The 21,062-nt window shown below is 57.4% G+C and carries 14 protein-coding genes and 3 pseudogenes; 10 read left to right on the top strand and 7 right to left on the bottom strand.

Annotated elements, in window-relative coordinates:
* The first annotated feature begins 88 nt into the window (after positions 1-88).
* The 3 genes from GKZ67_RS04520 to GKZ67_RS04510 all read left to right on the top strand — a co-directional run bounded on the left by GKZ67_RS04520 (position 89) and on the right by GKZ67_RS04510 (position 5,081).
* Entirely contained in the window at positions 89-3,199 is a 3,111-nt protein-coding gene (locus tag GKZ67_RS04520) for a M16 family metallopeptidase (protein WP_254245056.1), read from the top strand.
* A 193-nt stretch (positions 3,200-3,392) separates the two neighbouring features.
* Positions 3,393-4,658: an NADP-dependent isocitrate dehydrogenase gene (gene icd / locus GKZ67_RS04515; RefSeq protein ID WP_173241329.1), complete on the top strand. Its 1,266-nt coding sequence runs from the start codon at positions 3,393-3,395 to the stop codon at positions 4,656-4,658.
* 75 nt (positions 4,659-4,733) lie between these two features.
* Positions 4,734-5,081: a hypothetical protein gene (locus tag GKZ67_RS04510; protein ID WP_173241328.1), complete on the top strand. Its 348-nt coding sequence runs from the start codon at positions 4,734-4,736 to the stop codon at positions 5,079-5,081.
* A 312-nt stretch (positions 5,082-5,393) separates the two neighbouring features.
* Here GKZ67_RS04510 and GKZ67_RS04505 read toward each other — a convergent pair.
* The 3 genes and pseudogenes from GKZ67_RS04505 to GKZ67_RS04495 form a co-directional block, all read right to left on the bottom strand.
* Positions 5,394-6,829, bottom strand: a pseudogene (locus GKZ67_RS04505) (TolC family protein).
* Positions 6,822-10,009, bottom strand: a pseudogene (locus GKZ67_RS04500) (efflux RND transporter permease subunit). Before GKZ67_RS04500 ends, GKZ67_RS04505 begins: the two co-directional pseudogenes overlap by 8 nt.
* Before the next feature lie 28 nt (positions 10,010-10,037).
* Positions 10,038-11,120 carry an efflux RND transporter periplasmic adaptor subunit gene (locus GKZ67_RS04495; RefSeq protein ID WP_173241327.1) on the bottom strand — a complete coding sequence of 361 codons (1,083 nt, stop codon included), beginning with the start codon at positions 11,118-11,120 and terminating at the stop codon, positions 10,038-10,040.
* Between the two features lie 464 nt (positions 11,121-11,584).
* Between GKZ67_RS04495 and GKZ67_RS04490 the strand changes: the two genes are divergently transcribed.
* Positions 11,585-12,121: a YfiT family bacillithiol transferase gene (locus tag GKZ67_RS04490; RefSeq protein ID WP_173241326.1), complete on the top strand. Its 537-nt coding sequence runs from the start codon at positions 11,585-11,587 to the stop codon at positions 12,119-12,121.
* Between the two features lie 147 nt (positions 12,122-12,268).
* Complete coding sequence (locus tag GKZ67_RS04485; protein ID WP_254245055.1) at positions 12,269-13,636, top strand: vWA domain-containing protein; 1,368 nt, start codon at positions 12,269-12,271, stop codon at positions 13,634-13,636.
* Positions 13,637-13,648: 12 nt separating this feature from the next.
* On the opposite strand, the gene GKZ67_RS04480 is transcribed toward GKZ67_RS04485, so the two are convergent.
* Entirely contained in the window at positions 13,649-14,026 is a 378-nt protein-coding gene (locus GKZ67_RS04480; RefSeq protein WP_173241325.1) for a hypothetical protein, read from the bottom strand.
* Positions 14,027-14,310: 284 nt separating this feature from the next.
* Here GKZ67_RS04480 and GKZ67_RS04475 point away from each other — a divergent pair, with 284 nt between their 5' ends.
* From GKZ67_RS04475 to GKZ67_RS04460, 4 genes and pseudogenes are all read left to right on the top strand, one after another.
* The gene (locus GKZ67_RS04475; protein WP_173241324.1) at positions 14,311-14,883 is read left to right on the top strand and encodes an RNA polymerase sigma factor; all 573 of its coding nucleotides are present in this window, start codon (positions 14,311-14,313) and stop codon (positions 14,881-14,883) included.
* Between the two features lie 30 nt (positions 14,884-14,913).
* Positions 14,914-15,366, top strand: coding sequence for a hypothetical protein (locus tag GKZ67_RS04470; protein WP_173241323.1), 453 nt, complete (start codon positions 14,914-14,916; stop codon positions 15,364-15,366).
* A gap of 38 nt (positions 15,367-15,404) precedes the next feature.
* The gene (locus GKZ67_RS04465; protein ID WP_173241322.1) at positions 15,405-15,869 is read left to right on the top strand and encodes a hypothetical protein; all 465 of its coding nucleotides are present in this window, start codon (positions 15,405-15,407) and stop codon (positions 15,867-15,869) included.
* Between the two features lie 34 nt (positions 15,870-15,903).
* A pseudogene (locus GKZ67_RS04460) lies at positions 15,904-17,084 on the top strand (aspartate aminotransferase family protein).
* Positions 17,085-17,190: 106 nt separating this feature from the next.
* Here GKZ67_RS04460 and GKZ67_RS04455 read toward each other — a convergent pair.
* Positions 17,191-17,637 carry a TerB family tellurite resistance protein gene (locus tag GKZ67_RS04455; RefSeq protein ID WP_173241321.1) on the bottom strand — a complete coding sequence of 149 codons (447 nt, stop codon included), beginning with the start codon at positions 17,635-17,637 and terminating at the stop codon, positions 17,191-17,193.
* Positions 17,638-17,860: 223 nt separating this feature from the next.
* Here GKZ67_RS04455 and pfkA point away from each other — a divergent pair, with 223 nt between their 5' ends.
* Positions 17,861-18,832, top strand: a complete 972-nt coding sequence (gene pfkA, locus GKZ67_RS04450) for a 6-phosphofructokinase (RefSeq protein WP_151087999.1) — start codon at positions 17,861-17,863, stop codon at positions 18,830-18,832.
* Positions 18,833-18,873: 41 nt separating this feature from the next.
* Here the strand turns inward: pfkA and miaA are convergent, their stop codons facing one another.
* Both miaA and GKZ67_RS04440 read right to left on the bottom strand, forming a co-directional pair.
* A complete protein-coding gene (gene miaA / locus GKZ67_RS04445; protein WP_173241320.1) occupies positions 18,874-19,818 on the bottom strand; it encodes a tRNA (adenosine(37)-N6)-dimethylallyltransferase MiaA in 945 nt (314 codons plus the stop codon).
* A gap of 51 nt (positions 19,819-19,869) precedes the next feature.
* The gene (locus GKZ67_RS04440; protein WP_173241319.1) at positions 19,870-21,051 is read right to left on the bottom strand and encodes a glycosyltransferase; all 1,182 of its coding nucleotides are present in this window, start codon (positions 21,049-21,051) and stop codon (positions 19,870-19,872) included.
* Positions 21,052-21,062 lie beyond the last annotated feature (11 nt).

The raw sequence follows: 21,062 nt of genomic DNA, 5'->3' as shown, positions 1-21,062 counted from the left end.
AAATACGTGTCTTTTAAGCTGATAATGACCAAGACAATACTCGAATAGTAACACTGCGCAAGTGAAATTTTTGTTTTTTATTCCCCGCATGAACTTCTACCTTTGTGCCCCTATTAAAATCGCCCGCGCTCTGACTGGTAAGTTTGTGAAAAGACCGTTGCTGCTTCTGCTGCCTGCCCTGGCAGCGCTGGGCCTGACCACCCAGTGTCAATCGAGCAAGCCTGCCGTGATGGCTGCGGCTGTTGCTCCGGCTTCGGTGCCGACGGCCCCCAAGGAGTACCGCTACGAAACCGCGCCCAACGACCCGCTTGGGGTGCGCGTGTACAAGCTCGATAATGGCCTCACGGTCTACCTTTCCGATTATAAGAACGCGCCGCGCATCCAGACTTATGTAGCCGTGCGGGCCGGCTCCAAAAACGACCCGGCTACGGCTACCGGCCTGGCGCATTACCTCGAGCACATGGTGTTTAAGGGTACTTCGCGGCTCGGCACCAAAGACTGGAGCAAGGAAAAGCCGGAGCTGGATAAGATTGAGGCACTGTACGAAACGTACCGCGGCGAGCGCAACGACCCAGTGGCCCGCAAGCGCACCTACCACCAGATTGACTCTATTTCGGGGGTGGCGGCGCGCTACGCGGTGCCCAACGAGTACGACAAGCTGATGGGCAGCATCGGCTCGAAGGGCTCCAATGCGCACACGTCGAACGAAGAGACTGTTTATCAAGAAGATATCCCGAGCAACCAGCTCGAAAAGTGGGCGGCCGTGCAAAGCGAGCGCTTTCAGGAAATGGTGCCGCGCCTGTTTCATACCGAGCTGGAGGCGGTGTACGAGGAGAAGAACCGGGGTTTGGACTCCGACTTCAACAAGGAGTTTGAGGCGCTGAACGCCAGCCTCTACCCTACTCATCCGTACGGCACCCAAACCACCATCGGCACGATTGAGCACCTGCAAAATCCGTCGATAACCGAGATTAAGAAATACTTCGGCCAGTATTACGTGCCGAACAATATCGCGCTTTGTCTGAGCGGCGATTTGGACTACGACCAGACAATCCGGCTGATTGACAAGTATTTTGGCGGGCTGAAGAGCAAGCCAGTACCGACATTCGTCTCGCCGGTAGAGCAGCCGATAACTGCGCCCATCGTGAAGGAGGTAATCGGGCCGCAGTCGGAAAACGTGATGCTGGGCTACCGCCTGCCCGGCAAAGCCACCCGCGACGCCCTGCGCCTGCGGATGCTGGACAAAATCCTTACTAACGGCCAGGCCGGCCTCGTTGACCTCGACCTGAACCAGCAGCAGAAGGTGCTGAACTCGGCCACTTTTGCCGACCTCAACGACGACTACTCGACGCATGTGCTCTACGGCACGCCGCGCCAGGGCCAGAAGCTGGAAGAGGTGCGTACGCTACTACTGGCTGAGATTGAGAAGGTAAAGCGCGGCGACTTCCCCGACTGGCTCATTCCGGCCATCATCAACAACGATAAGCTGACGCGCACCAAGAGCTACGAAAGCAACGAGGCCCGCGCCTCAGCGCTCTATGAGTCGTTTATCGAGCGCGTGAGCTGGGCCGACTACCTCAAGCAAAACGAGGATTTCGCCACCATCACCAAGGCCGAAATCATCAAGTTTGCCAACGATAACTACGGTCAGAACTACGTAACCGTATTTAAGCGCATCGGCCAGGACCCCAACAAGGTGAAAGTGGTAAAGCCGGCCATCACGCCCGTGCCCGCCAACCGCGACGCGGCTTCGGCCTACTATACAGAGATATCGAAGCTGCCCAGCACCGAGCTGAAGCCGGTGTTTGTGGATTACAAGAAGGATATCCAGACGGCTGAAATTAAGCCCGGCCTGCCGCTGTACTACACCAAGAATAGCGAAAACGGATTATTCAGCCTGTTCTACGCCATAGACCTGGGCAATAATAATAACCCGCTGCTCGACGTAGCCACCGACTATATCCAGTACCTGGGCACCGGCCAGTACTCGGCGGCGCAATTGCAGCAGGAGTTTTACAAGCTGGGCTGCTCGTTTGCCGTCAGCAGCAGCCAGGACCGGGTGCTCATCAGCCTCAGCGGGCTCGATAGCAACCTAGAGCCGGCCATGCAGCTGTTTGAGCAGTTGCTCAACAACCCGCGCCCCGACGCGGCGGCCCTCAAAAACCAGGTGGCCGGCATTTTGAAGCAACGCCAGGATGCCAAGCTCAACAAGGCAGTGATTCTGAATCAGGCCATGCTGAATTATGCCAAGTATGGGCCGCGCAACCCGTTTACCAATAATGTGCCCGAGGCGCAACTGAAAGCGCTGAAGCCAGAGCAGCTGACTGCTTTGCTCAAAAGCCTGCCTACGTATCAGCATCGTGTGCTTTATTATGGACCGCGTGAAATAACAAAAGTTACTATAGATGCATCGAATAAGGTTGGTGGAAGCTCTTCACAACCAAGGCCAACTCCTCCATCTCCATCAGGCGGTTGGGGTATTCTCGAATTGGTAGCAATGAATCATCATACTCCTGCTACCCTCAAACCTCTTCCTGCGCCCAAAGACTTCGCCGAGCAGCCTTTGAAAGACAAAAAAGTCTACTGGGTTGACTACAACATGGTGCAGGCCGAAATCCTGTTCCTGACCAAAGGCGACATCTACGACCGCACGCTTGTGCCCACGGTGGCGCTCTACAACGAGTATTTCGGCGGGGGTATGGGCAGCATCGTGTTCCAGGACTTGCGCGAGAGCAAGGCGCTGGCGTATTCGGCCATGTCGCGCTACGCGAACGCCGACAAGACGGGCCGCTCGAACTATATCCTCAGCTACATCGGCACCCAGAGCGACAAGCTGCCCGAGGCAATGGCGGGCATGGAAGGCCTGCTCACTGATATGCCCCTGGCCGACGCCAACCTGGCCATTGCCAAGCAGAGCATCCGCAACAGCATTGCCACCGACCGCATTACCCACGAGGGTGTGCTGCTCAGTTACGAACGAGCCCGCCGCCTTGGCCTCGACTACGATGTGCGCCGCGATGTGTACGACCAAACCCAGAACATGACGTTTGCCGAATTGCAGAAATTTCAGCAGGCCAAGGTCAAGGGGCAAAATCAGGTTATACTGGTTATCGGCTCCAAAGACCGGCTGAATTTCAAGGAGCTGGCCAAGTACGGCACCGTCGAACAGCTTACCCTGAAAGAGATTTTTGGGTATTGATTTCAAAGAATACCGCCTGTCATTGGGCGCAACGCGAAGCAATCGCACCGAAACGATACCCGAACGACATCGTTCTGGTGCGATTGCTTCGCAGGCTTGCAATGATAAGCGGAGCTAGCCGCTGGCAACACTAGCACCGAACAAGACTTCCCACCTGAACCTGACAACAGAATATTAGACAACCTTTTTCCTCATGGCAGAGCAAAAAATCACCATTAAGAATGGCAAGCTGACTGTACCCGACCAACCGACCATCCCCTACATTGAGGGCGACGGCACGGGTCCGGACATCTGGCGGGCCTCGCAGCGCGTATTCGATGCCGCGGTAGAAAAAGCCTACGGCGGCAAGAAGAAGCTGGTGTGGAAGGAAGTGCTGGCCGGTGAGAAAGCCTTTAAGCAACTCAATAACTGGCTGCCGGCTGAAACGCTCGAAGCCTTCCGCGACTACCTGGTAGGCATCAAAGGCCCGCTCACAACGCCGGTAGGCGGCGGCATTCGCTCGCTGAACGTGGCCCTGCGGCAGGAGCTGGATTTGTACGCCTGCGTGCGCCCCGTGCGCTACTACGACGGGGTGCCCTCGCCCGTGAAGCACCCCGAGCTGACCAACATGGTTATCTTCCGCGAAAACACGGAAGACATCTATGCCGGCATCGAGTACATGAACGGCACGCCGCAGGCCCAGAAGATGCTGGAATTCCTGCAGGATGAGATGGGCGTGAAGAAGATTCGCTTCCCCGAGTCGTCGTCGTTTGGCATCAAGCCGGTGAGCAAGGAAGGCACCGAGCGCCTCGTGCGCGCCGCCATCAAGTATGCCCTCGAGCACAAGCTGCCGTCGGTAACGCTGGTGCACAAGGGCAACATCATGAAATTCACCGAGGGCGCGTTCAAAACCTGGGGCTACGAGCTGGCCGAGAAGGAGTTTGGGGCCAAGGTATTTACCTGGGCGCAGTACGATAAAATCGTGGCTAAGCAAGGCGTGGCCGTGGCCGACGCCCTGCAAAAGCAAGCCCAGGACCAGGGCAAGCTCATCATCAAGGACAGCATCGCCGACGCCTTCCTCCAGCAGATTTTGCTGCGCCCCGCCGAGTATTCGGTAGTAGCTACCCTGAACCTGAACGGCGACTACATCTCCGACGCGCTGGCCGCCATCGTGGGCGGTATCGGCATCGCGCCGGGTGCCAACATCAACTACGTTACCGGCCACGCCATCTTCGAGGCTACCCACGGCACCGCGCCCAAGTACGCCAACCAGGACAAGGTGAACCCCGGCTCGGTTATCCTCTCGGGCGTGATGATGCTGGAACACCTGGGCTGGAAAGAAGCCGCCGCTCTTATCAACAAGGGCCTCGAAGCCGCCATCGAAAGCAAGCGTGTCACCTACGACTTCGAGCGTCAGATGGAAGGCGCTACGCTGCTCAAAACGAGCGAGTTTGGCGACGAGATTATCAAGAATATGTAGTAGCTTGGCAATCGCCAATTTTTAATAACCCCCGCGTTGGCTGCAAGGCTGGCGCGGGGTTTTGACTTTCGTAATATGAATTCATTGCGTAAAAGCTTGGTGCAGATAATCATCGTTTCATTGCTTTCTTGCCTTTTGATTATTAGTCTGCTTGTTCTAGAAGTAAACAGGCAGATTATACTAGGGCAGGAATGGGATAATGATGGGCCTGCAAGCTTTGCTTTCTTCGGGCGCTTTGTTCTTCCATTTATGCTAGTGGCATTGATAGCTATTGCATATACTCTATTGCTCTGGATGTTGAGGTGGAATATTTGGCCTAGTGCCTTCGCAAGAACAGGAGTTTTCCTGATTGTAATCTTTCCGATGGTAGTTTTTTGGTTAGTTCACCAGCAATGGGTAATAAACCAGGTGACATTTAAATAATTATCTCACACTGGCGCGAGTTTAGGCGAAGCCGTAACTCGTGACAGGTTTTCGGGGAGGCTGTGCCTCCCATAGAACGATGTAGTAGAACGAAGCTAGCGGCGCGGTCCCGCCTTGCCGCTGGCGCGGCAGTGGAGGTACAACCTCCACTGTGTAATCTGCACGAGTTACGGCTGCGCCTAAACTCGCGCCAGTATTTATGAACTCATAATATATTATATATTCTTAATATACAATACACAAAAGGCCCGTTAGAACACCATGCCTGAGCATCTTGTCCTAACGGGCTTTGGAGCTGCTGCTTTTTACGGGCTAATTCCAGCCGCCGCCCAGGGCGCGGTAGATATTAACGGTGGCATTGAGCTGCTGCATCTTGGTTTCGGTCAGGTCGAATTTAGATTCCAAGGCATCGCGCTGGGTGAACAGCACTTCGGTGTAATCGGCGCGTACCGACTTGAAGAGACTGTTTGAAATCCGGATGGATTGGTTAAGCGTCTGCACTTCTTTCAGCTTCGCGTCGTAGCTTTTTTCGAGGTTGCCGATATTTGAGAGCTGATTGGCTACCTCAATGTACGCGTTGAGCACCGTGCGCTCGTAGTTGTACACGGCTTGAAGCTGGAGGGCATTGGCACTGGCGTACAGCGCCTTAATCCCGTTGCGGTTAATCAGGGGAGCCGATAAGTCGCCGGCCAGCGAATAGAGCAGGGAGCCGGGCGTGGTGAACAGCAGGCCCGGCTTGAAAGCCTCAAAGCCCACGCCCGCATCGATACCCAGCGAAGGATAAAAGTTGGCGCGGGCTATCTGCACGTCCAGCTTGGCGGCCACCAGGTTTTGCTCGGCCTGCCGGATGTCCGGGCGGTTGCTCAATAGCTGGGCGGGCACGCCAGCCTGAATGGTTTTGGGCACCAAATCATTAAATGACTGGTCGTTGCGCACCACCGGCTGCGGAAACCGACCAACCAGGTAATTAATCCGGTTTTCGGTTTCAGTGATGCGCTGCTGAATGGTGAACTGCCGGGCGGTGGTATTCTGAATCTGGGCTTCAAAGCGTTTTACCGCCAGCTCAGTAACCCGGGCTGCCTGCATTTCCTGCCGTACTACCTGCAGCGCATTACGCTGTATCTCGATGTTCTGCTGTAGAATAAGTAACTGATTATCGAGCGCCAGCAGCTCGTAATACGAAGTGGCAATTTCGGCAATCAGATTGGTTACCATGAAATTTTTGCCTTCCACGGAAGCCAGGTAGCGCGTAGCCGCCGATTTGCGGGCATTGCGCAGCTTGTGCCAGATGTCAACTTCCCAGCTGGCAAAGGCTCCTAGCTGAAAATCGCCCAGCGGGTCGGGAGTCCGGCGGTCGGGCTGGATGTTGATTTGGTCTTCCGTAGCTCCCTGAATGGTGTAGCGGCTAACCCGGTCGAGGGCCGAGCGGGCACCCAGCGAAACGGAAGGCAGGTACTCCCCCTTGCGGGCCTGTATCTCATTGCGGGCAATCTGAATTTCCTGCAGTGTGATATTCAGCTCCTGGTTGTGTTGCAGGGCAGTGTCAATCAGCGCTTTCAGGCCGGGGTCGGTAAAAAACTCCTGCCACCGCACTTTAGCGGTGCTAGTCGTATCCTGGGGCTGTTGCTGTAGGTGGCCGGCAGGCTGCGGCTCGCATTGCGCTCAGCAAACTGCGGCACTTTACAAGCCGCTGCTGCCAGCGCCAGGCCAGCAGCAGCCAGGCTTTTAACTAAATTTCTGTTACGCATAAGGCTCCATTTCTTCAATTTTAATCCGGGGCTCTACGCCTTCAAGTACCGGCGACTCATTCTCATCCCGAATCAGCTTGTTGTCGCCGGCCAGTGTGCCGAAGAAGTAATACAGGCCAGGGATGATAATTACCCCGAACACGGTACCAAACAGCATACCACCCAAGGCCGAGCTACCGATGGTGCGGTTGCCGATAGCACCCGCGCCGGTAGCCACCACCAGCGGAATCAGACCAGCGATGAAGGCAAACGACGTCATCAGGATAGGACGGAAACGCACTTTGGCGCCTTCGATAGCCGCATCGCGCACCGACATGCCCTCTTCGTGCTTCAGGGCCGCGAACTCGACGATAAGTACGGCGTTCTTACCCAGCAGGCCCACCAGCATTACCAGGCCTACCTGGGCATAGATGTCGTTGGCCAGGCCAAACATCTTGATGAACAGGAACGAGCCGAACACCCCGGCCACCAGCGAGAAGATTACCGCCAGCGGCAGCAGGAAGCTTTCGTACTGGGCGGCGAGCACCAGGTACACGAATACCAGCACGACAATGAAAATAACGGTCGACTCGTTGCCGCGCGAAACCTCGTCTTTCGACAGGCCGCCCCAGTCGATGTCGTAGCCGTGAGGTAGCTCTTTGGCTACTTCCTGCACCGCCTTAATAGCCTCGCCCGAGCTGTAGCCCTCGGCCGCGCCACCCCGGATGGAGGCCGTGGTGTACATATTGTACCGGTTGATTTCGTTGGCGCCCTGCGACTTCACGATGTGCATGAAGGCTGAGAACGGCACCATTTGGCCTTTGTCGTTTTTAGCCCACATGTTCAGCACGTCTTCGGGCAGGCGGCGGTATTCGGGCGATGCCTGTACGTATACCTTAAAGAAGCGCTGGTACTTGATGAAACCCAGCTCGTAGGTAGAGCCTACCATGATGGAGAGCGTGTTCATGGCGTTGCCGATGCTCACGCCTTTCTGCATAGCCAAGTCGTTGTCAATCTTGAGCTCGTACTGCGGATAATCAGCCGAGAAGAAGGTAAACAGACCGGCCAGCTCCTTGCGCTTTTTCAGCTTGGCCATAAATTCCTCGTTCACCTTTTCCAGCGCTTTATAGTCGCCCGAGTTGGTTTTATCGAGCAATTGCAGCTGGAAACCACCGGCTGCCCCGTAGCCCGGCACTGCCGGCGGCTCAAAGAATTCGATGGTCGCACCCGGAATTTCGTGCGCCTTTTTTTCTAGGTTGCCGATGATGTCGGCAATGGACTCCTTACGCTCTGACCACGGCTTCAAGTCAATCAGACAGGTACCGGCGTTGGAGCCCCGGCCTTCGGTAAGCACCTCGTAGCCTGCCAGGGTTGAAATATTGGCGATACCAGGCACGTCTTTGGCCAGACTGGCAAGGCGCTGCGATACGGCGTTGGTTTGCTCCAGCGTGGTGCCGGGCGGCGTTTGCACAATGGCGTAAATCAGGCCCTGGTCTTCGCTCGGAATAAAGCCGGCAGGCAGCCTGGCCGAGATGGCCCAGATGCCCAGCGCAAAGGCAATGAGCATGGCGAAGGTGATGAGCCGGCTGGCCACAATCTTCGACAGCAGGCCGGTGTAGGCGTTGGTGAGACGGTCGAAACCCCGGTTAAACCAGTCGAAGAAGCGCTGCAGCGGCGTTTTCTTCTTTTCCTGGCCGTGGTTGTTCTTCAGAATCATGGCGCAGAGCACCGGCGTCAGCGTGAGGGCGACGAGGCCCGAAATCACGATGGCCGTAGCCATGGTAATCGAGAACTGGCGGTAGAAGATACCCACCGGGCCGCTCATGAACGATACCGGGATAAACACGGCCGTCATCATGATGGTGATGGCGATAATGGCACCGCTGATTTCACCTACCACCTTGCGCACGGCATTATACGGCGAGAGGTGCTCTTCTTCCATCTTGGCGTGCACGGCCTCAATCACCACAATGGCGTTATCGACCACGATACCAATCGACAGCACCAGCGCAAAGAGCGTAATCATGTTGATAGTCAACCCGAACGCCTGCATGGCCATGAACGAGCCAATGAGCGATACCGGCACGGCGATGGCCGGAATCAGGGTTGAGCGCCAGTCGCCGAGGAAGAGGAATACCACCAGCGCCACCAGAATAAAAGCGTCGCGCAGGGTGTGGATTACGTTCTCAATCGAGGCGTCGAGGAAGTTCGATACGTCGTAGGTGATTTTGTAGTCCATGCCCGGCGGGAAGGTTTTCCTGAGCTCTTCCAGCTTGACTTTCACCTCTTTAATCACGTCGCTGGCATTACTGCCGTAGGTCTGCTTCAGCACGATAGCCGCCGAAGGGTACTGGTTCAGGTTGGAGTAGATGTCGTAAAACTCCGAGCCCAGCTCCACCCTGGCTACGTCTTTCAGGTGCAGGTTCTCGCCGTTGGCGTTGGCCCGCAAAACCACGTTCTTATACTGCTCCACGTCGTTGAAGCGGCCCTGGTAGCTGAGCACGTATTCGAGCGACTGCGCCTGCCCGCCATCCGAGCGGCCGATACGGCCCGGCGAGCCGATAACACTCTGCTCGCCCAGCGCCTTCATCACGTCGTCGACCGAGATATTGTAGGCCCGCATGCGGTCGGGCTTCAGCCACACGCGCATGGCGTACTGCCGGCTACCCAGGATGCTGGCCCGGCCAATGCCGCCGAGGCGCTGCAGCTCGGGTATCATGTTCACGCCAGCGAAGTTGAACAGGTACTTCATGTCCGTGTTCTTGTCTTTCGAATACAAGTTCACGTACATGAGCATGTTGGGCACCACGCGGTTTACCACTACGCCTTCGCGCTGTACCAGCTCGGGCAGGCGGTTGAGCACCTGCGCAATGCGGGTATTCACGTTTACCACGGCCTGGTCGGGGTCAGTACCCAGGTTGAACACAATCTGGATGTTGGCCTCGCCGGCGCTCACGGCATCGGAGGTCATGTACTTCATCCCCGGCACGCCGTTTACGGCCTGTTCCAGCGGAATCAGCACCGACTCGGTAAGCACCTTGGCGCTGGCACCCGGATAGGCCGCGCTCACCATTACCAGGGGGGCGAAATTTCCGGAAACTGCGACGTTGGCAGCTTCATGATAGCCAGCCCGCCCATGAGCAGGATGACAATCGAGATAACAATGGCGAATACGGGCCTACGAATGAATTTACTAAACATATAGTATGGCTATTATAATGGGCGAATTTTACTCGCTATACACCTTCAGGTGAGAGATAACTGCCTGAGGAGCTTTGTAGTTGTAGCTTATCTTATCCCCATCTTTCACCTTACGTAGGCCTTCCAGCAAAATCTTGTCGCCGCTGCTGACGCCCCCCTTGAGAATGTAGAGGTCGGGCATCTCCGAGGCAATGGTTACTTCGCGCTGGTGCACTACGTTTTTGCTGTCAATGACATAAACGTATTTCTTCTCCAGAATCTCGAAGGTGGCTTTCTGCGGGATAAGCAGGGCGTTTTTCAACGGCACCGTCATCATGATGCTGCCGGTTTCGCCGTTGCGCAGCAGGCCATCGGGGTTAGGGAAAGTGGCCCGGAAGGCGATATTGCCGGTTTCATTATTAAAATCTGCCTCAATCGTCTGCACCTTACCAGGGTATTTATATATCTCGTTATTGGCCATAAGCAGCTTCACGTTTACCACGTTGTCGGCCTTGGCCTGCTCTTTATAAGCCAGGTACTCGGCTTCGGGCACGTTGAAATACACCCACATCTTGCTGTTGTCGGAGAGCGTAGTCAGCAAATCACCTTCGTTGACGACACTACCCAGCCGCGCCTGAAAGTGGTCCATAATGCCGCTGAACGGTGCTTTAATAGACGTAAACTGTAGGTGGGTCTGGGCCAGCGCCACGTCTGCCTTGGCCTTGTTGAGCTTGGCCTTGGAAAGAGCTAACTCATTCTTGGACACGATGTTGCTATCGGCCAAACTCTTGGTGTTGCGGTACTCGATATCCACATAATTGGCTTCGGCCTGCGACTTTTGCAGGTCGGCCTGGTACACCAGCGGCATAATCTGGAACATAGGCTGCCCCTTGGCAACTGTCTGCCCTTCGTCGACAAAGATTTTCTGAAGATAGCCTTTCTCTAGGGCCCGCAGCTCGATGTGCTGGTAGGCATGAATCTGCGCCACGTACTCTTTGATTATGGTCGTGTCCTTTTGTAAAGGGCTGGTGGCCAGCAGCTTGATTTGCTCTTCCTTCTCTTCTGTTTTGGGCGAGCAGCTTGTGCAGCAGTACACGGCACATAAACTCATGAGCATGAGTATTCTTTTCATAAGAACATGTAAATGCCACATTAGGCAGTTAATAACACCAGGAATGTTGTGCTGAAGAAACGCGCTGAGCCGCTACCTGTCCCGACAAGGTACTGGGAACCGACATCACCAAATCAGCCCGTTTTTAGGTTGGGTAGCCCGTTGCGAATCGGGCTGCTGCTGTTTCCATCCTACCACCTGTAGCTACTGGAAATAGCCTTAAAATACATTTTTCTACATATTTATCAATCAGTTTTATTCAATTACCAGTGGCAATTGAACACCAGCGAGAATGCTGGTCCTAATTCAAATCTGTTAGAGCAACATGGTGGGACGATGCCAACGCCTTACAGCTTATGGTGGCACGTTAGATAATACAAAGCAAGCGCAGCTACATTAAATTGGCATGAAAGGAAAACATTTTGGGGAGGCCGCTGCCCGTAGCCTACCTGCTACTTTTGAGGTCTAATGTCCTCCTCCTCTTCATGACCACCCCTCTCACCGACGAGCACCTGCGGTTTCCTATCGGCCGGCCGCAGCTGCCTACGGCACCGCTTACGGCCGCTGGGCGCGCCCCCTACCTTCAGCAGCTGGCCGAGCTGCCGGCGCAGCTGCACGCTGCAGCCCGGCGCGCCGGGGCCGAGCGCCTGGAGCAACCCTACCGCCCCGGTGGCTGGACGGGCCGCCAGGTTATTCACCACCTGGCCGACACGCACCCTAACTTATACAGCCGTTTCCGCCTGGCGCTCACGGAAGACAACCCGACTGTGCGGCCCTTTGATGAGCAGGCCTGGGCCGAGCTGCCCGACGTAGCTGCTACGCCGCTGGCCGTGTCGCTGGCGCTGCTCGAAAGCCTGCACAGCCGCTGGGTTACCCTGCTGCAACACCTGAGCGAGGCGCAATGGCAGCGCACTTTTTACCACCCGCGCTACCAAACCACCAGCACGCTGGAGCAAGCGCTGGTGCAGTACGCCTGGCACGGCCGTCACCACCTGGCTCATCTTCAGCTGCTAGGCGCTTAGGCAGGCTCTGTGTCGGTTTGCAATTGGGATTACCGCGGCCCGTAGTTCCGCTAAGGTTCAGGTAAAGTTGCGGATAGTAATGTAAATTACGCCGATGCTTTTCCCACTCCGACCGCTTGCCTTTTGCAGAATCGGCTGCCTGCTGGCTTGCCTGCTTTTAATTATCAGCCTGCCCGGCCGGGCTCAGAACGCTCCGCCCGAGCACCCGAAAGTTACGCGGATTCTGTTTTTGCTCGATGCCTCGGGCTCGATGATGGCCCCTGGGAAGGCACGCCGCGCTGGGAAGTAGCCAAGCGCCTGCTGGCCAAGATGGCCGATTCGCTCAATGCCTATCCCAACCTGGAGCTTGGCCTGCGTGTGTACGGCCACCAACACGCCAATGCCGAGCAAAACTGCGAAGACTCGCGCCTCGAAGTGCCCTTCGCGCCTAAGAATGCCGCGGCCATCAAAACGCGGCTCAAGACGCTGAAGGCACAGGGCAACACGCCCATTACCTACTCGCTGGAGCAATCGGCCAAGGACTTTCCCCTGGATAAAACCTCGCGCAACGTGCTGCTGCTCATCACCGATGGCGTGGAGTCGTGCAAGGGCGACCCCTGCGCGGCCTCGCTGGCTTTGCAGCGCAAGCGGGTTTTCTTGAAGCCCTTCGTAATTGGTATCGGGGCCGAAAAGGATTTTGGCCGGTCGCTCGAATGCCTGGGCAAATACTACAACGCGGCCGAGGTTAAGACTTTCCAGACCGTTCTCAACGATGTAATTGCCCAGACCCTCGCTAAAACCACCGTGGCCATCAACCTCACGGATGAGGCCGGCCGGCCGGTGGAGTCAAACGTCAACATGACATTTGTCAACAACGTAACCGGGCAGCCCGAGTACAACTACGTGCATTACCGCGATGCCCAGGGCAAGGCCGATGTGCTCGACATCGACGCCCTACAGACCTACGATTTGGTTATCAATACTGTGCCGGCCGTGCGCCAGCCCAACCTGGTTATCCGGGGCGGCAAGGCGAATGTGCTGACTTTCAAAATCCCGCAGGGCACCTTGGTATTGCAGCCGGCTACTATTACGCCCAACCCCTACGGCGGCGCGGTGCAGGCCGTGGTGCGGGCGCAGGGCAGCGCGACAACCAGCCTGGCCCTGCCCTTCGGCAGCCGCCAGAAGCTGCTGGCCGGTAATTATGAGGTCGAGATACTCACATTGCCGCGCCTGGTGCAGCGCTTGAGCGTGCGCCAAGGCCAGACCACTACCGTAACCTACGCCGTGCCGGGCACGCTCAACATTACCTCCGACCTCAAGGGATTTGGCAGCCTCTACAAGCTCAACGACGACGAGTCGCAAACCTGGATTTATAACCTGCCCGAAAGCAGCAGCAAGCTCAACCTGGCCATGCAGCCGGGCGTGTACCGGCTGGTTTTTCGCACGGCTACCAGCAATGCCAGCAAGTTTACCGATGTGCGCAACTTCACTATTCGCTCAGCTCAGACCACTTCACTGAGCATTTTTGGGCGGTAGTAGCCTGGCTTATTACCACAGCCAGATTTCCTGGACTTTTCGCTTTAGCAAGTTTTCGCCAGCTTTTAGCTTGCCCCGGCTGATGAACGTGATGTGCGGGTAGCGCAGGGCAGTAAAATAGGTTTTCAGGTCAAATGAAATTTCAGAAACTCGCGGCTGGCCTTCGCGGTCTTTGCCTCGCTCGCTCGGCCCATATTTTTCAATGACTAGCGCAAAATCGGCCGCACCGGGCCGGATGCCACGGGCTGACACAATGTGGGCGCCGGGTTTCAACTGAATCCGAAACATAAGGTTCGTATTATTAGCTACGCAGAAAGTCGCGCCGAGCTTCTTGTAGTGTAGCGCATAGCCGCCCAGCCGCGTACCATGCATATCTCCGCCACCTGTCATGAGCCCGTGAACGAAAAGCAATAGCTCGGTTTTGTGATAGTGCTGGCCTAACCGCGCCACTACAGTAGCCAAAGAGTCTTTGTGAGGCTGCAAGCCGTGATAGGTACTGTCACCCAGCAAGACTGTTTGAGCTTGGCTACTATATGCGACCAGCAGCAGCCCGGCCAAGCACAGAGTAGCTAATACTTTCATTTCTGAGTAGGGAAATAGTTGGCTAAAGGTAGTGCCATTAAACCCTGCCGCCCGCCCGTCGTCCAACCTGCACTTTCGCCCCCGCTCCGCGTTTGGAAGACCACGAAATCCTCGCCAAGTTCCAGCATCCGGCCAGCCGCAACCTGGCCTTTAATCAGCTCGTGCGCAAGTACCAGCAGAAGGTGTATTGGCATGTGCGGAAGATGGTTATCGACCACGACGATGCCGATGACCTCACGCAGGACGTATTTGTGAAGGTGTGGAAAAATCTGGAAAACTTTCGGCAGGATGCCCAGCTTTTCACCTGGATTTACCGCATTGCCACCAACGAGTGCCTGAGCTTTTTGCAGAGCAAGCGACGTAAGTTTTTTTTGCCGCTCAACGATGTGGGGGCCGAGCTGGCGGCTAAAGTCGAGGCTGACCCCGCCATTGCGGGCGACGAGATTGAGCTGCGGCTGCAAAAAGCCATCCTGCGCCTGCCCGACAAGCAGCGGCTGGTATTCAACCTGCGTTATTATGAGGAGATGCCCTACGAGCAGATGGCCGAGGTAACCGGCACCAGCGTAGGTGCTCTGAAAGCCAGCTACCACCACGCCGCCCGCAAAATTGAGGAATACGTTACTTCTACCGACAATCTGGCTTCATCTCCCGACGAAGTCGATTAAACCTTACCCTCGTTCTTCCATCCAACATTCATGAAAACGCCCTTCCGCCTTGACCAGCATCCGCGCCGCTGGCCGCAGCCGCTGAGCTCCCCGCCGCCCGGCTACTTCGAGCAGCTCCCCATGCGGGTAATGGCGCAGGTGGCCGCCCCCGCTCCTCGCCCGCTACCGCTGGCCTGGCTACGGCACGCACCGGCCTACGTGCGCACTGGCCTCGCCTCTACCGTGCTGCTGGGTACCTTTGCCGCCTCGATGTGGCTGGGGGCCCCGCTGAGTGCGCCCAGCAGCACCGCCACGCTCGACACTGTATCGCAACAGCAGCTGCTCGACTACCTCAGCAGTGGGGAGGTACACGTTGATATGCTCGACCTGGCTGAGCTGCCTACCCATCACCTGGGCATCACCAGGCAATACCTAAAGCCTTCGTCCAGCGAGCTGACCGAAGCCCTGGATGCCCAACCTACCGACGAGGCAGGAGTTTTATAATGTATTTACTATATATGAAAAATACACGTTCTTTCATCTTGGCCGGTCTCACTCTGCTTGCGCTGGCTACTAGCCAGCCGGCACGGGCGCAGGGGCGGGGCCGGTTTCAACAGGGTGGCGCGCGTATTAGTCAGCTCGATAACGCTAAGATTGCCTTCATTACCTCGCGCCTTACCCTCACCCAGGACCAGGCCCAGCGCTTCTGGCCCATGTATAATGAGTTTGTAGCCCGGCGCCGCGAGCTGGGCCGCTCGGCCCGCCTGCTGCGCCGCGACGCCGATAACCCGGCCCTCTCCGACGCGCAGCTGCGCGATAACTTCAACCAGGACTTTGCCATTAAGCAGCAGCAGCTCAACCTCGAAAAAGACTATTTCGACAAGGCTCAGAAAGTACTTACGCTGCGGCAGGTGGCCCAACTCTACCAGGCCGAGCGCGATTTTACCAAGGAAGTGCTGAAGCGCGTAGCTGGCCAGGCTGAGCCGCCTATTGGCACCGGCCAATAGCGCGGGCGACCCCGGCGGTACCTTTGCGGGCGTTATGCTTACGTCCCGCCAGCTTTTCCTGCGCCACCAGGCACAGACGTCCGAGTTCCCGCTTTTACTGGAGATTGAGCGGGCCGAAGGCGTGTATATGTACACCCCCGAAGGCCGCGCTATCCTGGATTTAATCTCGGGTATCGGGGTTAGCAACGTGGGGCACCGCCATCCCAAAGTGCTGCAAGCCATTCAGAAGCAGCTGGATAAATATCTCCACCTGATGGTCTATGGGGAGCTGGTGCAGGCCCCCCCGGCCCGGCTGGCCGCGGCGCTTGCCGCTACCCTGCCGGCCCCACTCGACACCGTTTACTTCACCAATTCGGGGGCCGAAGCAATCGAGGGCGCGCTAAAGCTGGCCAAGCGCCACACGGGCCGCACCGGCCTGGTTTCGAGCTTCAATGCCTACCACGGCTCTACCCACGGGGCACTGTCCATCACTGGCTCGGAGAGCTTTAAGAACAGCTATCGCCCCTTGCTGCCCGATGTAACGCATCTGCGCTACAACGAGCGGGCCGACCTGGCCTTTATAACTGAGCACACGGCCGCCGTTATTCTCGAAACTGTGCAGGGGAGGCCGGGGTACGACTACCGTTGCCCGGCTACCTGCCCGCCGTGCGCCAGCGCTGCACGGAGGTAGGCGCGCTGCTTATCCTGGACGAGATTCAGTGCGGCTTTGGGCGCACGGGCACCCAGTGGGCCTTCGAGCAGTTTGGGGTGGTGCCCGATATCCTGGTGTGTGCCAAGGGCATGGGCGGGGGCATGCCGATTGGCGCATTTATCTCCTCGCCCGAAATCATGGTGGGCTTTCAGACCAATCCCATTCTGGGGCACTGCACTACGTTTGGCGGGCACCCGGTAAGCTGCGCGGCATCGCTGGCTACGCTCCAGGTTATTCAGGAAGAAAACCTGCTGGCGGGCGTAGCCGGCAAAGCCGAGCGCCTGCGCCGGCAGCTGGTGCACCCGGCTATTCGGGAAGTGCGTCATTGCGGCCTGCTCATGGCCGTGGAGTTTGATTCTTTCGCGGTGCTCAAGCCTATTATCGACCGCGCCCTGGCCGAGCAAGGTATTCTCACAGACTGGTTTCTCTTCTGCGATAATTCGTTGCGCATTGCGCCGCCCCTCACCATTACCGAAGCCGAGATTGACGCCGCCGTAGCGGGGCTGCTGCGGGCGATAGCGTAATGGGGCAACAGGCTACGGAAGCTTATTAGGTATAGTAAGGAGTTCAATCATACGATTTCTTCACTTTATACTTGCTTTACTTCCTTGCCCACTACCCCATCACCTTTTACCGCTGCGGCAGGGCATTGTAATTCAGAAACGAAAGGCTTTCTTCCTTGATGCGGTCGCGCGGCACAGCATCTTTTACTCCCTGTGAAATCTTGCGCACCAGAATGCCCACAATGGCTTTGCGGAAGCCCAGCTTCTCGGCCATCATGATGCAGAAGTCCATTTCCGTTTCGTCCACGATGCCGTCGGCCAGCATCATATCAACCAGGTCGAATATCTGGTCGAACCGCTCCGAATCGTTTGTAGGCAAATCAGAGAGACAGTTGGTTTGGCCCGCTACCAGCTTGCGTACATCGCTGGCCGACACGCCATTCTTTTTGCCCACGGTGATGATGAAGTTCATTTCGCGGTCGTCGACATTACCATCGGCTTTAGCGAGGGCCGCGAGATTGCAGAGGTGGCCTTTTATTTTCTTAGCCTGCTCGTTTTCGAAAAAACCAAACATAAGGGTGCGGGTTGAAGGTGGGCGATGAGATAGCGAAAAGTAGGCATGAAACGCCTAATAACCAAGTGTCTGCTGGCTACTATTGCCTACCTATACGTAATATCCGGAAAAATGTCGGGCCCAAATTACCTGGCCCCTGCCGGTAAGTGCGCTTGGCGTACGACCTTTGCAGGGTTTGCGCCTACCCAGAGGTAGCGCCGGGCGATTTAGCTGTCTTTTGACCATGAAGAGAATTGGAGTTTTTACCAGCGGGGGCGATGCGCCCGGCATGAATGCCTGCCTGCGCGCGGTGGTACGGGCCGGGGTATATCACGGCATTGAGGTATATGGGATAATGCGTGGCTATAGCGGCATGATTAAGGGCGAGTTTGTGCGCATGGATTCGGCCTCGGTGTCGAATACGGTGCAGCGCGGCGGCACCATCCTGAAATCGGCCCGCTCGCAGAAATTCATGACCAAGGAAGGTCGCCAACAGGCTTTCGACCAGCTGGTTAACCACGGCATAGAAGGCCTGGTGGCCATTGGCGGCAACGGCACGTTTACGGGGGCCACCATTTTTGAGAAGGAGTTCGGCATTCCGACGGTGGGCGCGCCCGGTACCATCGACAACGACCTCTACGGCACCGACTACACCATCGGCTACGACACGGCCGTGAACACGGCGCTGGAGGCCATCGATAAAATCCGCGATACGGCCGACTCGCACGACCGCTGCTTTTTTGTGGAAGTAATGGGCCGCGACTCAGGCTACATTGCCATTCCCTGCGCCATCGGCGGCGGGGCCGAGATTGTGATGGTGCCCGAAACGGCTATGAGCGTGGAGGCCGTAATTGAAACGCTGCAAGCCAGCTACAAGCGCAATAAAACCTCGTTTATCGTTATCGTGGCCGAAGGCGAGGAAGAAGGCAACGTGCACCAGGTAGCCAAGCGCGTGAAGGAAGCCATTCCGCAGCTCGATACCCGCGTCACGATTGTGGGTCATATTCAGCGCGGAGGCTCGCCCACGGCCGCCGACCGCCTGCTGGCCTCGCAGCTCGGTATCGCGGCCGTTGAAGGCCTGCTCAATGGCATGAAAAACGTGATGGCCGGCATTGTGGACCGCAAGCTCATGTATACGCCCTTCGACGATACTATCAACAAGCGCAAGGTTATCAACCAGAGCTTTATGCGCATGGTCGAAATCCTTTCGGTGTGAGGCAATGCGTAATTGGTAGCGAGTAATATCGTTGCAAACGTTTAGAACAGATACCCATTACCCAATTCCACCCACGTATACGCCGCGTCGCGGCGCAGCCAGGTGAGCTGGCGCTTGGCATAGTGGCGCGTGTTGCGCTGAAGCAGACGCACGGCCTCGGCATAGTCGTAGCTGCCGTCGAGGTAGCCGAATAGCTCCTGGTAACCTACGGTTTGCAGCGCCTGGTGGCGGCGAAAGGGCAACAGCGCTTCCACTTCAGCCAGCAAGCCTGCGGCGAGCATGTGCATAACCCGCTGGTCGATGCGCTGATATAGTGCTTCGCGGTCGCGGCTCAAGGCTACTTTCACCACCCGAAACGGCCGGCCGGCGGCCGTAGCCGCCACGGCCGCCGGCCCCTTATGAAAGCTGGAAAACGGCCGGCCGGTACCGCGCGTAACTTCCAGGGCCCGCAGCACCCGCTGTTGGTTTTGCAGGTCGAGGCGGGCGTAGGCAGTGGGGTCGGTACGCGCCAGCTCGGCCACCAACGGCGGCAAGCCCAACGTTTGCAGCTCGTGCTGCAGCTGCTGGCGCACAGCAGCCGGCACGGCCGGCAGCTCATCAAGGCCATCGGTGAGGGCCTGCAGATACAGGCCCGAGCCGCCGGTAGCAATCACTACCGCATGCTGCGCAAACAGCCGCGCCAGCAGGGCCTCGGCGTCGGTAGCGAAGCGACCGGCGCTATACTCCTGCGTAATACTGTGTGAATCAACGAAGTGATGAGGCACGCCCTGCATTTCTTCGGCCGTGGGCTTGGCCGTGCCGATGCTCATCTCCCGAAAAAACTGGCGCGAGTCGGCCGAAATAATTTCCGTTCCCAACTGCTGGGCCAGCGCTACGGTGAGGGCTGTTTTACCCACCGCAGTAGGGCCGGCCACGGCCAGCAGCACGGGGCGCGGGTCGGCAGCAGTAGGCGCAAGGTGGTCCAGCAGGTGCGTCGGCAGGAGCATAGTATCTCTGAGCAGCTTATAAAAATATTTCCTGGTATTGAAAGCAGACTTTTAGCGCAAGCCCAGGGTAGCGTACAGGCTCAGTAGCGTTTTTTCCTCGTGCTGCCAGCTCCATTCTACGCGGGCGCGGCGGCAGTTGGCCGCCAGCTGGTGGTAGCGCGGGCCCGGCTGGCCATCGGGCAGCAGCCGGGCCAGGGCGGCGACCAGCGTGGCGGGCGCAAGGTCGGGCACCAGCTCCGCCACCTCATACTGCGCGTTGAGGGCACGGTATTCGGGAAAGTCGATGCACAGCTGTGGAATGCCGGCCTGCACGTAGTCGAAGAATTTATTGGCCAGTGAGTAATAATAGCTTTTCCCTATATTCTCCAGCAGCATGATGCCCACGGTAGCCTGGGCGGTGAGCGTGCGCAAGGCCGGGGGCAGCACGTAGCCTTTGAACTCAACCTGCCCGGCCAGATTTGCCTCGGTCGCGAGCAGGCCCAGCCGGGCAGCCTGCTCGCGTAGCGCTACCGAGCAGTCGCCTTCCCCGCAAATGACGAGCCGGGCCGGCACCTGCGGCATGGCCGCGAGGAGCTCGGCCAGGCCGCGGCCTACGTTCAGGGCGCCCTGGTAAAGCAAAAAAACAGCGGGCTTCGCCAGCCCGCTGTTTGCCGACATTTCTTCCCCGCCCTGGCTTATCGGCACGTTGCGCACCACGCCAAACGGGCAGCCCGGATGACGCTGCTCAAACAGCCGCGCCAGGGCCGGCCCTACCGTGTAGCGCAGCCGGGCGCGCGGCACCACAAAGTTTTCGACCCATTGCCAGATGCGCTGCACACCCGGCCGGGCCACCACCTCGGGCACCTCCGTAAAAAACTCGTGGGCATCGTACACCAACGGCTGGCCGCCGAGGCGCGCGCGCAGCCAGGTAGGCAGCGCCGCGTCGAGGTCGGCACAGGACCAGGCGGCCGCGTGCTGATTCATAAAATATATAAACAATCTTATATTATACTCTAAATAAAATAGCTTACCCTGCTGAAACCAGCCGCGCAGGCGATGCTGGGCATACGGCTGGGGTTCCAACGGCCGCGAAGCCGGCCGCTGCCAGCCCACAAGCAGGACCTCGTAGCCGGCGCGGGCCAGGCTGGCGCAGATGCGCTGCATGCGCTGGTCGTAGCTTAGGTCGGTGGTGACGGCAAAAACCAGGCGCGGGCGCGGCGCGGGCAGGCCCGGCGGGGAAAAAGTAATGGGCACGAAGCAGACAA

This window comes from Hymenobacter sp. BRD67, from assembly GCF_013256425.1.
Taxonomy (GTDB): domain Bacteria; phylum Bacteroidota; class Bacteroidia; order Cytophagales; family Hymenobacteraceae; genus Hymenobacter.
The sequence above is the reverse complement of the archived record's forward strand: the minus strand, read 5'-3'. Positions and strand labels throughout refer to the sequence as shown.